The 13,236-nt window shown below is 49.4% G+C and carries 15 protein-coding genes and 1 tRNA gene; 7 read left to right on the top strand and 9 right to left on the bottom strand.

Annotation, left to right across the window (positions count from 1 at the left end):
- Positions 1-6 precede the first annotated feature (6 nt).
- On the top strand, positions 7-1,383 hold the full coding sequence (gene argH / locus ACZ483_RS03360) for an argininosuccinate lyase (RefSeq protein WP_464324762.1): 1,377 nt from the start codon (positions 7-9) through the stop codon (positions 1,381-1,383).
- Here the strand turns inward: argH and ACZ483_RS03355 are convergent.
- Positions 1,380-2,327 (bottom strand): hypothetical protein, encoded by a 948-nt coding sequence (locus ACZ483_RS03355; protein WP_464324761.1) that lies wholly within the window; start codon positions 2,325-2,327, stop codon positions 1,380-1,382. The genes argH and ACZ483_RS03355 overlap by 4 nt on opposite strands.
- Positions 2,324-2,860 (bottom strand): FMN-binding protein, encoded by a 537-nt coding sequence (locus ACZ483_RS03350; RefSeq protein WP_464324760.1) that lies wholly within the window; start codon positions 2,858-2,860, stop codon positions 2,324-2,326. The genes ACZ483_RS03355 and ACZ483_RS03350 overlap by 4 nt, the downstream gene beginning before the upstream one ends.
- A 92-nt stretch (positions 2,861-2,952) precedes the next feature.
- Between ACZ483_RS03350 and ACZ483_RS03345 the strand changes: the two genes are divergently transcribed.
- Positions 2,953-3,036: transfer RNA gene (locus ACZ483_RS03345), tRNA-Leu, on the top strand.
- 19 nt (positions 3,037-3,055) lie between these two features.
- A complete protein-coding gene (locus tag ACZ483_RS03340) occupies positions 3,056-3,838 on the top strand; it encodes a Gfo/Idh/MocA family oxidoreductase (protein WP_464324759.1) in 783 nt (260 codons plus the stop codon).
- A gap of 27 nt (positions 3,839-3,865) precedes the next feature.
- Here the strand turns inward: ACZ483_RS03340 and ACZ483_RS03335 are convergent, their stop codons facing one another.
- From ACZ483_RS03335 to ACZ483_RS03305, 7 genes are read right to left on the bottom strand one after another with little or no spacing between them, the layout of a single operon-like run.
- Entirely contained in the window at positions 3,866-4,573 is a 708-nt protein-coding gene (locus tag ACZ483_RS03335; protein ID WP_464324758.1) for an FAD-binding oxidoreductase, read from the bottom strand.
- Positions 4,563-5,246 (bottom strand): protein disulfide oxidoreductase, encoded by a 684-nt coding sequence (gene pdo, locus ACZ483_RS03330; protein WP_464324757.1) that lies wholly within the window; start codon positions 5,244-5,246, stop codon positions 4,563-4,565. Before pdo ends, ACZ483_RS03335 begins: the two co-directional genes overlap by 11 nt.
- A gap of 52 nt (positions 5,247-5,298) precedes the next feature.
- On the bottom strand, positions 5,299-5,955 hold the full coding sequence (locus ACZ483_RS03325; RefSeq protein ID WP_464324756.1) for an endonuclease V: 657 nt from the start codon (positions 5,953-5,955) through the stop codon (positions 5,299-5,301).
- A complete protein-coding gene (locus ACZ483_RS03320; RefSeq protein ID WP_464324755.1) occupies positions 5,946-6,548 on the bottom strand; it encodes a TIGR00296 family protein in 603 nt (200 codons plus the stop codon). The genes ACZ483_RS03325 and ACZ483_RS03320 overlap by 10 nt, the downstream gene beginning before the upstream one ends.
- Positions 6,526-6,954 (bottom strand): rRNA maturation RNase YbeY, encoded by a 429-nt coding sequence (gene ybeY, locus ACZ483_RS03315; protein ID WP_464324754.1) that lies wholly within the window; start codon positions 6,952-6,954, stop codon positions 6,526-6,528. Before ybeY ends, ACZ483_RS03320 begins: the two co-directional genes overlap by 23 nt.
- Entirely contained in the window at positions 6,887-7,912 is a 1,026-nt protein-coding gene (locus tag ACZ483_RS03310) for a PhoH family protein (RefSeq protein WP_464325166.1), read from the bottom strand. Before ACZ483_RS03310 ends, ybeY begins: the two co-directional genes overlap by 68 nt.
- 21 nt (positions 7,913-7,933) lie before the next feature.
- Complete coding sequence (locus ACZ483_RS03305) at positions 7,934-8,434, bottom strand: hypothetical protein (protein ID WP_464324753.1); 501 nt, start codon at positions 8,432-8,434, stop codon at positions 7,934-7,936.
- Positions 8,435-8,514: 80 nt separating this feature from the next.
- On the opposite strand from ACZ483_RS03305, the gene htpX reads away from it, so the two are divergent.
- The 4 genes from htpX (at position 8,515) to ACZ483_RS03285 (ending at position 13,236) form a co-directional block, all read left to right on the top strand.
- Complete coding sequence (gene htpX / locus ACZ483_RS03300; protein ID WP_464324752.1) at positions 8,515-9,381, top strand: zinc metalloprotease HtpX; 867 nt, start codon at positions 8,515-8,517, stop codon at positions 9,379-9,381.
- A 69-nt stretch (positions 9,382-9,450) separates the two neighbouring features.
- Complete coding sequence (gene pspA, locus ACZ483_RS03295; protein ID WP_464324751.1) at positions 9,451-10,083, top strand: phosphoserine phosphatase PspA; 633 nt, start codon at positions 9,451-9,453, stop codon at positions 10,081-10,083.
- On the top strand, positions 10,058-12,610 hold the full coding sequence (locus tag ACZ483_RS03290; RefSeq protein WP_464324750.1) for a tetratricopeptide repeat protein: 2,553 nt from the start codon (positions 10,058-10,060) through the stop codon (positions 12,608-12,610). Before pspA ends, ACZ483_RS03290 begins: the two co-directional genes overlap by 26 nt.
- Positions 12,610-13,236 (top strand): MotA/TolQ/ExbB proton channel family protein, encoded by a 627-nt coding sequence (locus ACZ483_RS03285; RefSeq protein ID WP_464324749.1) that lies wholly within the window; start codon positions 12,610-12,612, stop codon positions 13,234-13,236. The genes ACZ483_RS03290 and ACZ483_RS03285 overlap by 1 nt, the downstream gene beginning before the upstream one ends.

The raw sequence follows: 13,236 nt of genomic DNA, 5'->3' as shown, positions 1-13,236 counted from the left end.
TTCCTTATGGAAAAACCTTGGTCTGGAAGGTTTTCGGAGGGGACGGATGAGTTCGTGGAGGAGTTCACTGAGTCGGTCAGCTTTGATAGGGAGCTCGCCTTAGAGGACATAAAACAGGATATAGCCCACGTTAGAACCCTTCAAAAAGCAGGAGTCCTTGGCAAAGAGGAAGCGGAAAGGATAATAGAAGGACTCAAGGACATAGAAAGGGACATAATGGAGGGGAAGTTTGAGTGGAAGAGAGAACTCGAAGACGTTCATATGAACGTAGAGGCGGAGCTTATCAAAAGGATAGGGGAAATCGGAGGAAAGCTCCATACGGGAAGGTCGAGGAACGATCAGATCACCACCGATGAGAGGCTTCATCTGAAGAGGGAGATCAGGGAGATAATAAACCTTCTGAAAGCTCTCAGGAAAACTCTTGTCAGGCTTGCCGAGAGAAGTATCGACGTTATGGTTCCAGCCTACACTCACCTTCAGAGAGCACAGCCCATCAGGCTCGCTCACTACTTTTTGGCTTTCAGGGAGATGTTTCTGAAGGATACGGAGAGGTTTATGGACTGTTACAGGAGGGTGGATGAGCTCTCTCTCGGCAGCGGAGCGGTCGCTGGGGTGGACTTCCCCTTAGACAGACACTACACCGCCGAGCTCTTGGGCTTCAACAGGCTCGTGAGGAACTCTATCTATGCCACCGCGGACAGGGACTTCATAACGGAGTTCCTCTTTGTATGTGCCCTTACGGGTATGCACCTCTCAAGGCTATCTGAGGATCTGATAATCTGGTCTTCGGAGGAGTTCGGTTACATAGATCTGCCCGACAAGCTCTGCACCGGGAGCTCCATAATGCCCCAGAAGAAGAACCCGGACGTTCTGGAACTCATAAGGGGGAAGACTGGAAGACTTTACGGAAATATGATCTCCCTGATGACCACTCTCAAGGGACTCCCCACAGCCTACAACAGGGATCTTCAGGAGGATAAGGAACCTCTATTCGACAGTGTTAGAACGTTGAAAGGCTCCCTCATAGGAATGAGGAAGGTCCTGGAAGATCTGTCCCTAAGAGAACAGAATATGCTCAAGAATGCGGGTAACTTCGTTCTCGCTACAGATCTCGCCAACTATTTAGTTCTGAAAGGTGTTCCCTTCAGGAGGGCGCACCACATAGTGGGCAGTATAGTTTCATACCTCATTGAGAAGGGGAAGAGGCTCGAAGAAATAACCCTGGAGGAGCTTAAGAACTTCTCCGAACTCTTCGAGGAAGACGTCTTTAACGTGCTCAGTCCAGAGGCTGTAGCCGATAGGAGGAAGACCTACGGGGGAACTTCGAGGGAAAGGATCTTTGAGATGCTCAACGTGGCAAAGAGGGAGGAAGGACTAACTTAGAGAAGGACGATAGCCTTCGCCCGGTGTCTCAGTATGGAAACGAGTATCACCGCCGAGAGGTAGAGCATGAGAAGGGTGAGGGAGAAAAAGGAGATGAGCTTTACATAGGCGAAAAGGGGGTGAATGAACCTGATCAGGATCCCGCTCACGTTGTCTATAAGGGCTGAGGAAAGTAGGAGCGCGCTAAGTGTAGCCTTCCTCTTTACGTTCGTGAAGAAGGCAAAGTGAACCAGAGCGAAGAGGTAAACGGCCATGGCGAGGAAGTGGGGATTTGCGATGTCTATTATTCCCGCAAGGGTCTTGGGTCTTACGAACCTCTGGGGATCTCCGAGGTAATACCTCGCTACGGAGTCTGGTGTTAGACCGAACTTTTCATAGAATAAAAAAAAATTGACCGCCGTGAATATAAAGGTGGAGACTGTAAACACAAAGACTATCGTGTAGAGAATGGATCTCTCGGGAGGCTCTTCCTTTTCCTCTGTCAGGTATAGCTTTAGGGCGAGGGCTAACATCGTTCCTGAGGAGATCTGATAGACAACGAAGGAGGCTATTTTCAAGTATATGAATAGGGATCCGAGGTAGTAAACGAGGAAACCGCTAAGAATATCAAGAAGACCGAAGAGGAAAGAGAGGGATATTAGTGTGTACTTAACGTTGTCCCTCATGCATCTGTGAATGAAGAGGGAAGCAAGGACCAACAGAAAGGTTAGGAGCATAAAGAGCTGGATGTGAACGTCCTCGAGGAGCTGGGCTAATGGTAGTCTTTCAGGAAACTGCGGATCGGTGAAGAAGTAGGAGAACATCTTTTTGTAGGTGAGGCCGAACTTGGAGTGGTAGTAAAGCCAGCTTCCAACCCAGTAGAGGGCTGCCGAGATCAGAAAGAAAACCACCGTGATGTAAAGTGGTCTATTGCCCTTTATGTTCGAAGATATGAAAAATCTCATTTAGCTTCTCCGAAGAGAACCTTCCACACCGCTAAAGCCCTCCTTGCAGCTTTGGTTATAGCCCTTGCCGTGAGGGTCGCTCCGGTCATGTTGGGAATGTCTCTATTCAAACGCAACAGATCCTTGTCGAGGGACTTACCTTTGAATAGGGAGAGCCAGTTCTCGTCCGCCATGTATTCGAGAGGCTCGTTGAAGGACAGAACCTCAACCGTCTCTATTTTCCCGTCTGGGGATATAACAAAGAGAACGCTCTCGTTGTGCGTTCTCACCCTGTGAACGTCCACATATCCGTAAGCTACCACCTGTCCACCCCGTTTCACCACGTATATAGAGATCAATCGGCTATCTAAGGGGACTCTTCCAATCTTCTCAACCTTATCCTTCTGTTCCCGCGTGAGGGCTATGTTCTTCACCTCTATCTGGGCGTCCGGGTAGAGGGCTTTAAGGGCTCCCTCCGGAGTGTTAAAGTCCCTTTCCTCGGAAAAACTCACAAAGGCAAGGGCGAGCAGGAGTGAAAGAAAAAAACATCTCATTTGGCATTTATTATACAAAAAATTTATACTCAATCTCAATTTTAAAAACCTCCTCTACGGTCGAAATAAAAGGTAACTTATAATTAAAGATAGCCGGAGTGGCGGAACTGGCAGACGCGGGGGATTCAAAATCCTCTGCCCGCGAGGGCGTGCGGGTTCGACTCCCGCCTCCGGCATTCAAAGGGAAAGGTAAAGATGCACGTCCTTCTCGTTGGACTCGGCAACATGGGCATGAAGTATCTCGCCAAGTTAGAGGAGCTTCAGGAGCTTCCCGTTCTCTGCGATATAGATCCTTATAAGAACGTGGAGAGGTATCCCTTTTACTGCCATTTCGGTGAGATAAAGGAGAGCATCAGGAGGGTGATAGTTGCGGTAAATCCTGAACATCACGTTGAGATCGCTGAGAGTTTTCTGGAAAGGAAGATTCCCGTACTTTTGGAAAAGCCACCCGCTAAGGAAAGCGAGGAGTTTAGGAGAATATGTAAGGATAAGAACCTCGAGATTTCGGAGATAGAACTCTACTCCCTCCCGGTGAAAGAGTTTCCCAAAGGAGTTAAGGTTCTGGAGATAGATATAGAAAGGCTCAACAGGGGTAGGGGCTACATAAACCCTCTATGGGATCTCGCCTGGCACGACCTATATGTTCTTCAGTACCTATTTGGGGACATAGAGCTGTTGGAAGTAAAGGAAGGAGAGATCTGGGAGCTGGAGGGGAAGGCAGGAGGTGTTCCCTTCAGGTTGAGGGTGGCGTGGGAATATAAAGGAGAGGTTAGCCGTAGATGGGAGGTTAGAACTGAGGAGGGAATCATCCTTATGGACTTCCTCAGGGAGGAGATAAAACGCAACGGAGAGAGTATTAGGAGAAGGGAGGGCGACAAGCTGAGAGAGATGGTGTCCGACTTCCTGGAAGGGAAGAGAAGGGAAGGATCTACCGAGAGGGCTCTGAGAAATCTTGAGCTCTTGGAGTCCCTTTCTTAATCGTATCTCTCGGTTTTTATCTGAGATCTATCCACACCGAGGCTTAAAAGGATATCCTTCATATCGTCCACGAAGGCAGGAGGACCGCACAGGTAATACAGGTTGGCGGGCAGATCCTCCACCTCTTTCAGAATCATATTCGGTATTTATCCTACCGGTGTACCCACGCCACCCTTCGGGCTTTTCCCTTGTGAGCGTTATCTTCACTCTCATGTTCGAGTAAGAGGACATATCCTCGAGTTCTTCCCTGTAAATTATCTCCTCGTAGGTAGTGAAGGAGGCGAGGAGCGTTGCCTTTACGTTGTGGAGTTCCTTATCCCTTATGTACCTGAGTATGGACATGAGGGGAACTATTCCGCTTCCCGCACCGATCAGAACTACACAGGTGGAGAGACCCTCTATCCAATAGAACTTCCCATAGGGACCCTTGATGTAGAACTCGTCTCCTGGCTTTACCTCGGTGGTCAGATAAACGGAAGCCTTTCCTCCCTCCTTCCTCTTTATAGTGAGCTCTAAGATGTCCTTCCTGAGAGGGGTGGAGGCTATCGAGTAGGCGCGCTTGAGCTCCTCACCCGTGGGCGGATAGGGCACCTTAAGCATCACGTACTGACCAGGATAGAAGTCGAAGTCGTGCCCCCTGATATCGAAGACGAGAGTCTTTACCGTTGGGGTCTCCCGGCGAACCTCTATAACCGGGGCGACCATTTCAACGAGGGGCTTCCTCTCAAGCTCCACCCTCGTCCTTCTCCTTCTTGAGCTTTTCGTAAGTGGCGATCACGTACCCGAGGAAAGCGTTCTCGGGCTGGGCACCGACGAACTCGGCGATCCCGTTGTTTATAACTATCTTAGGGACTCCAACCACCTGAAACCTCTCGGCAAGGTCAGGATTTTCGGAGGCGTCTATAACCTTTGCGGTTATGTAGTCGCTCGCCAGTGCGAAGTTGTAAGCCATAACCGCGGCGGCCGGGCAGTATCCACAGGAGGTGGTTACGAAGACCATGAGCTCGATTGGTATATCTACCTGCTTGAGAAGTTCGAGAGTCTTCTCGGAGAGGTTGGGCTTCCTCTTGGATACCTGAAGGATCCCCTGAATCAGTGTGCTGAACTCGAGACCGGCAGGCAGACCTATGTACCTTATCCCGTAATCCTTATCACCCTCTATAACTATCGTCGGTATCCTGTCCACACCGTACTTTTCGGCAAGCTCCTTTTCCAGCACGGGCGTGTGAACCTCATACCTTATCTTGTCCTCTCCAACAACGCTCACGAGCTCCTGTACAAGCTCCTCTACCGTCTGGCAGCTCTCACATCCGATCGCCTGGGAGAAGATCTTTAAGGTAACTGGCTCCTTGAATTCCTTCTCGAAAATATCCTTGAGCTGCGTTCTTACGTCCAGTCCTAAGAGCATCCTTCCACCTCCTTTTCAGGATATTAATATATTCTTAACTCCTTAAGCTGCATCAGAATAAACTTTCCCTCCTTACCCTCTGGAGTAGGTTGTGGGCTAAGCGGGTGGGTTCGGGTATCCTGTACTTGGAAGCCTTGAGAACGAGGTCTATGGCAGTTTTGAGGCTTATCCTGTGTCCAACTGAGACGAAAACGGGTTGGGTGTTGTCCTTGGTCCTCACGGCAGCTCCTACTATGCGGTCCTTGTACCTGAGATAGGTAAAGCTTCCCTTCCTGAGATCCGGTTCCTTGTAGTGGCCGAATAGCCTTGTCTTGGCGACTCCGACGCTTACCTCTCCCGTCTCGACGCCAAAGTGGGAGGCTATGCCACATCCCCTTGGATGGGCTACACCCTGCCCGTCGATGAAGAAGACGTCGGGCTTTATTTTAGCCTTCTCGTAAAGCTTGAGGAGGAGAGGCATCTCCCTGAAGGCTAAAAGTGTGGGTATATAGGGGAACTCAACCCTGTCTTCCACAATTAGGTTGTAAATGGGTCTTAGTGTTTTGAGCTCCACGATAACAAGGCTCGCCCAAGCTCTCGTCGGGTTTTCGTCTATCTTCTCGAAGGTGAGATCCATTCCACCCACAGTTTCAACCTTCTCGAAGTCGTCCCTCTGGACAACCTTCTTAGCGCACTCTATCTGAATCCTCTTAAGATCCTCTATTCGCATCTCATCTCCTCTACCTGCCTCACCTCTCCCCAGGGTTCCACCTCCTCGAAGATTTCACTCTGGAACCTGTAAATCTTAACATCCTTTCTCCGCCAACAGTCCCTCTCAAGACCAGCCTTCAGACAGGTGAAGCTAAGGAACTCCTCAGGGGACCACCCGTATCTCACCGCTACCTGTGGGAGAAGGAGCCCTCTTCGAGAACTCTCCTCCACTATTAAACCGTCCAAGCCAACCCTGATAGCCCCGGGCAAGCTTTCCTTATCCACCTCCTCGGGCTCCGTGAGAAGGGACAGCTCCCATATAACGCTGTCTAACTCTTCCTTTTTCAGGGGCGGGAACCTCGGATCCCTGAAGGATGCACTTATGGACGAGCTGATCACCGCTCTCCATAGTGGATAAACTGAATAAGGAACTCCCACGCAACCTCTCAGTGCCTTGTCGGGAAAGGTCAGGAGTGTGGTAAAGACACCCCTCTTTTGGGAAAACTTGTCCTTCAGTTCTTTGGGAACTTCAAGGTTAACTCCTTCGAAGACCGAGAGGACAGATCTCCTCCCGATGAGTATCAGCTCCTTAGCTTCCTCTGAGCTTAGCACCCAACCTCTCCTCTAACTCCCTGAACTTCCTCTCCTCTTCCCCCCCGAGCTCGTGGTCGTATCCGAGCAGGTGAACTATCCCGTGGATCAGTAACCTCTCGACCTCCTCCTCCAGAGTGTGTCCGAGCTCTTCAGCCTGCTTCCGGGCGGTATCGAGGGATATTACGATATCGCCGAGGATTAACCTTTCCCCAACCTTGTCCCCCATCGGGAAGGAAAGGACGTCCGTAGGTTTATCCTTCCCTCTGTAGACTCTGTTTAGCTCCCTTATCTCCCTGTCATCCGTTATAAGGATGCTGAGCTCGGCGTTATCTATTCCGAGGATCTCCAGAGCCTTTTCAGCTCTCTCCCTTATCCAGTCCTTCCGGACTCTCCTCTTCCTCAGCTTTATCTGAATCTCGTTCATGGGCTTCGTAAGCCTCTATTATCCTCGCCACTATCGGGTGCCTGACTACGTCCTCCTGAGAGAACCAGACGAAGTCTATCCCTTCTATACCTCTCAGAACCCTGAGAGCTTCCACGAGACCGGAGTGCTCCTTCTTCGGCAGGTCTATCTGGGTTATATCTCCCGTGATTACCACCTTTGAACCGAAGCCTATACGGGTAAGGAACATCTTCATCTGTTCCTTCGTGGCGTTCTGCGCCTCGTCAAGGATTATGAAGGCATCGTTGAGAGTTCTACCCCTCATGAAGGCGAGGGGTGCTATCTCTATTATGTTCCTCTCTAACATGTACATCGCCTTGTCGTAATCGACCATATCGTAAAGGGCGTCGTAGAGGGGTCTGAGGTAGGGATCGACCTTTTCAGCTATCGTTCCCGGGAGGAAGCCGAGCTTCTCACCCGCCTCCACCGCAGGTCTTGTAAGGATTATCTTGTTCACCTTCTGATCTTTCAGGTGGGCGAGAGCCATAGCCATAGCGAGGTAGGTCTTACCTGTTCCGGCGGGACCGACTCCAAAGACCACGTCGTTCTTCCTTATAGCCTCAACATATCTCCTCTGGGTGGGTGTTTTGGGAACTATCGCTCTCCTGCGGTGGGTTACTAAGATTACTTCCTCCTCTTCCGGAGCGCTCTCTGGACCCTCCGTCTGCTGGAGGAAATCCTTGGCGTAATCCCTAACCTCCCTTGCGGTCAGCCTCTCCCTCTCGAGACGGGACATCACAGCTCTGAGGAAGGATAGGAACTTCCTTACCTTGTCATCCTCTCCTTTGATTATCAGCTCCGTCCCGCGAGGGACTATCCGCACGTCGAAGACCTTGGAGAAGTATCTGACGTTTTCGTCCCCCCTTCCCACGATGGCGTAAAATCTCTCGTCGTACCTTCCGAGGTCAATCCTCTCTTCAACAGCGACCTTGTTGATCATCTTACTTTTTATACCTCCCATTTAAAGTAATCCTTCTCTTTTAAGGACGTCTGCAAGTTTTTCATCCTCCTTAGCAAGCTCCCTAAGGGCATTTAGAAGCCTTCTCAACCTTTCGGGTTTTACGTCCCTTTCTAACTCTTCAATAGTTTCTCTCTTTGCCTTACTTACAATAGTTTTTCTATCCCACAGTGCGAAACCTACGATCCCTCCTACCAAACCTATCTGAGCGACGAATATACCTACCATTATGTTCACAAGTCTGTTCAGTTCGTTGTTTATCTGCTCGAATCTCCTATCCACCTGCTCAAACCTCTTGTCTATCTGCTCGAATCTCTTATCTATCTGCTCAAATCTTTCATCTATGCTCTTCTGCATCTGATCAAACCTCTTGTCCACCTGCCCCATGAAGACTCTTAAGGAGGTCTTTATCTCCGTAAGGTCTTTGATGATTTGTTTCTCCTCCTGAGGAGTTAAAGCATAGCCATACGCTACCAGTATGAGAACTAAAAGGAACGTAATCATTCCCCTTGACTTTTCGATCACCTAAGGATTAAATATAATTACCGAATCTCTATAAAACAACCTTTAGGAGGTTAAGGTTCATGGGATACATGCTAAGGACCGCTATACTCCTCGGACTGCTCACCGGGATACTACTTTTCCTCGGTAACGCGATAGCCGGAAAGACGGGTATGCTCATAGCCTTCATAATAGCGGCGGTCATGAACTTCCTCTCCTACTGGTTCTCGGACAAGATAGTCCTTTCCATGTACGGGGCTAAGGAGATAAGCTACGAGGAGGCTCCCTGGCTCCACAGAATAGTGGAGGATCTTGCAAGGAGAGCGAACATACCGAAGCCTCCCATATACCTCGTCCCCATGGAACAACCCAACGCCTTTGCGACTGGAAGAGGTCCGGGGCATGCGGCGGTGGCGGTAACGAGAGGGATTTTAGAGATTTTGGACGAAGAGGAGCTTAGGGGAGTCCTTGCCCACGAACTCGCCCATATAAAGAACAGGGATGTCCTTATAGCTTCCATAGCGGCGACCATAGCGGGCGCTATATCTATGATAGTGAACTGGCTCCAGTGGGCTCTCATATTCGGATGGGGAAGGGACGAAGAGAACAACAACCCCCTATCCATAGTGGGGAGTATTCTTCTCATAATTATCACTCCGATAATCGCGGCTATAATCCAGATGGCTATATCGAGATCGAGGGAGTATCTCGCCGATGAGACTGGAGCCTATATCTGCGGGTGCCCCTTAGCTCTGGCGAGGGCTCTCGAAAAGATTCATAACTACGTCACACAGGTCCCCGCGAAGGTGAACGAGGGAACCGCCCACCTCTTTATAGAGAACCCCCTCAAGGGAGAGGGTATCTGGGAACTCTTCTCCACCCACCCCTCCACCGAAAAGAGGATAGCGAGGCTCGTCGAGATAGCGAGGAAGATGGGACAGGTTCAGTAATTGAAAATACTTACCAGATTCGGTATGGGGGCGTGCCTCCTTCTTTGTGCTAAAATACAGGTTCTGTAAATGCCAAAGCTGATAATCGTGAGGCACGCCGAAAGCCAGTGGAATCCCATCGGAAGGTATCAGGGGCTTCTGGATCCCGATCTTACTCAGCGTGGAAAACTTCAAGCTGAGGCGCTGGCAAAGGAGCTCTCAAAGGAAAACGTATCGAGGATATACACCTCTCCCCTAAGAAGGACCTACGAGACCGCACGGATAATTTCCGAAAGACTCGACATCCCTTTACATAAGGAGGAGAGAGTGATAGAGATAGATCACGGCAAGTGGTCTGGGCTTCTGGTGGAAGAGGTCAGAGAGAGGTATCCTGAAGAGTTCGAGCTATGGATAAGGGAGCCCCACAGGATAAGGTTCGAGGGAGGGGAGAGCTTGGAGGACGTTTACAGAAGGGTTAAGGACTTCCTCGATGATGTGAAGAAGAACCACGAGGAGGAAACGGTAGTTATAGTCTCCCACACAGTCCCGATAAGGTGTATGTACTGCGCACTATTGGATATTGATCTTTCCAAGTTCTGGAGCTTTGGATGCGATAACGCCTCTTACTCGGTGGTTCTTATGGAGGAGAGGAACGTTCTTCAAAAGCTGAACATAACCTGTCATCTGGGGGATCTGTATGTGGAAGCTCACAGGGCTCTTTAGCCTGCTCCTACTTTTCGGTTCGGTACTTGCCGATCCTCTACGGGAAAGTATCAACCTTAGGGTAAAGGTAGTCGGTAAGATCCTCGAGGAAAAACCCAAACTCCTTCCCCCCGAAAGAATAGAGCTTAAAGAGGAGATAACACACTTAGACCTCTCCAAGGACCTACTCGAACCCCCAAAGGAAATTGAAGAGGCACCCATCGATATCCCGAAAGAGGAGCAAGGTTGTGGGGGTCCCAAGGATAGATCCTACTACAGAGCTGGCGTAAAGTCCTATCTGAAGGGTCGACTTAAAAAGGCTGAGAGCAAAATGCTCGACGTTCTCTCTATTCAGAACTCGGCCTTCATTCCTCAGGCGGAGTACGTCCTCGGACTCATATACTCAAAGACCCGCAGAGAGAAAAAGGCGCTTAACTTCCTTAAAAGTTCCTGTGAAGCTCAACATCCTTACAGGATGCCAGCCTGTGAAGCCCTCTATGCTCTTAAGTTCAGGCTCGAAGGTAAGCCCGTTCGCGTGGACACCCCAGATCTGTGGAGCAAAGTGTATTCATTAAAGGAAGAGGGTAAGATCGAAAGGACCAGCTGTAGCGATACGGTATTTACAAACTACTGCGCTTACGTGAATGACTTTGTTGAGGGAAAAGAAAACACGGACTACCGTGAGAGCACGGAGCTCAGAAAGGGGATAATCCTTTTGGAAAAGGGAAAGGAGAAGGAGGCTAAAGGTATATTCGAGAGGTACTCGAGACCGCTCAGCCCCTACAGAGATGTGGCACTGTACTACCTCGGTGTCATAGCTTTGAGGAACGGGGACCTAAAACTCGCTTACAAGTACGCATCCCTCTTAGAGACGTCCAGACCGGACTATGCTGACAGTCTGTACCTGATGTTATCTGGTGGAGACGTTATCCTCTCGAGGCTTGCTTACCAGTCTACCGGTTCAAGATTAGCTCTGAGAAACGCCGGTGTGCTCTTCTATAACGAGGGGAAGGACTCTCTCGCCTACGCGGAGTTCGAGAAGGCGGGAGATTACCTGTTCGCTACATGGTCCGCCATAAGAGACGGGGATTACAGGAGAGCTTACATCTCCCTTAAGAAAGTGGAGGATAGGGATAGAGACTACTACGTGTGGCTCTTAGAAACGCTCTACTGGCTGGGGAAAGACGAGGAGATGGAGAGGGTGCTGGAGGAAATAAAAGAAGCTACGCCTGAGCTTTACAGGGAATATCTCGGATGGCTTATGTTCCGGAAGGAGAGATGGACAGAGGCTGCAAGATACTTCACGGACGCTTATCATAAAGCCCTCGCCTTTTACAACGCCGGCAGATACGAAGAGGTAATAGATATTCTCGAAGGAAGGGACGGCTACAAGGAGAGACTCTTAAAGGCAAAGGCATCAATATCTATGGGAAAGGGTGAGCTGGCAAGGATGTTCCTGACCGAAGAGACACCGGAAGAACTTTACCTTCTCGGAATGAGCTTCTTTATAGAGGGGAACTATCGGGAAGCCATAACATACTTCGAAAAGCTCTTGAAGGAGAACGCTCTGAAGAGTAGAGCCATGTTGAGAATTGCCGATTCCTACTACAATCTTGGAAACTACGATAGGGCTAAGGAGATATACAAGGAGATCCTAACACTCTATCCGAACTCTAAGGAAGCTCTCGATGCTACCCTCGCCTTAGTCCAGATAGAACTCCAGAGACCCTCTCAGGATCTAAAAACCCTTTCTAAGGAGTTCATGAGCAAGTTCCCCGACTCCCCACTTATCCCAGATATAAAGTTACAGCTCGCTTCCTTATATATAAAAGAGGGGAACAGGGAGGAGGCTAAGAGAATTCTCACCGAGCTCTCTGAAATGGAAACTTACAGGACAAGAGCCCTTATAAAACTTGCCGAGATAGAGGAGGACCCCCTTAGGAAGGAGGAGCTTTTAAAGCAAGCGATTATGGAAGGGAGCAAAAAGGAAAAGGAGATAGCGATATCAATGCTTAAGAACCTTTACTTAGAGAGGAAGGAGTTTAAAAAGCTGGCGGACTTCCTGAGCGGTGGCAGTTTTGAGGACAGAAAGAGAGCTCTGGAGATATACATATCGGAAGATCTTCAGAAGGCTATAGAATTTTTCGATGAGCTTATGAAGGAGAACTCCAAGGACGAGGAACTGAGAAAGATAGCCCTCACCATGTACAGTAAGACGAAAGGGAAGAAGTACCTCAAGATAGCCAAGGAGAGCAATGATCCAGAGGTAAGAGCCAAGGCGCTCTACTTACTGGGTAGAATGGAAAGAAAGAGGGATAAGAGAAAGGCTTTAGAATACTTTGTTGAGGTTATCCTCACCGCTAAGGGAGTTCAGCCTTACTACAATAGGAGTATCCTTGAGGCGGTGGACATTTTGATCTCCTTGAGGGCTCGTAGGGACGCCTCCTGCCTGCTGGACAAGCTCGATCATAGGTACCTGACCAAGAGAGATATAAAAAAGGTTAAAATCTTGAGAAAGAAACTTCCCAAGTGTGAGGTGAAGAAGTGATGGAGGGAGCCTTTTTTCAGCTCACGGAACTGATAAGAAAGGGCGGTGTCGTTATGTATCCCTTGATAATCCTCTCTATAATTTCCTGGGTGTTTATAGTAGAGAGGATAGTCAGGCTGAGGGTTTCAGCCTTTCTTCCCAAGAATATCAACGAGGTGAAGATTCTTTTACAGAAGGGTGATGTGGAGGGTGCCGCAAAGGTGCTCTCACTGAATACGGATCTGTTCTCAAAATCTCTTAGCTTAGTTCTCGATGAGTACCTGAAGGGGAATAGAAGAAAATCGGAGCTCCTCTCAATTATGGAGAGCGAACTCTCCGCTGTGATCCCAGCTGTGGAGAAGAACCTTATGCTTCTGTCTGCGATAGCTTCCCTCGCTCCGCTCCTCGGACTATTCGGAACCATAACGGGACTCATAAAGGTCTTCTCTGCCTATGCCTCGGTTCAAACGGAGGAGGCTATGAGGTTGCTCGCTGCAGGAATAGGGGAAGCTCTCACGGCAGCTGCGACCGGTTTGATAGTCGCTATACCAGCCCTACTTGCCTACTGGATATTCAGGAACATGGGGAACGACATAATAGAGAAGGTAGAACAGGAGGCGAGGGACATTCTCAGTATGTTGGAGTGA

This window comes from Hydrogenivirga okinawensis (assembly GCF_055385515.1).
This window is presented reverse-complemented; position numbering and strand designations above follow the sequence as displayed.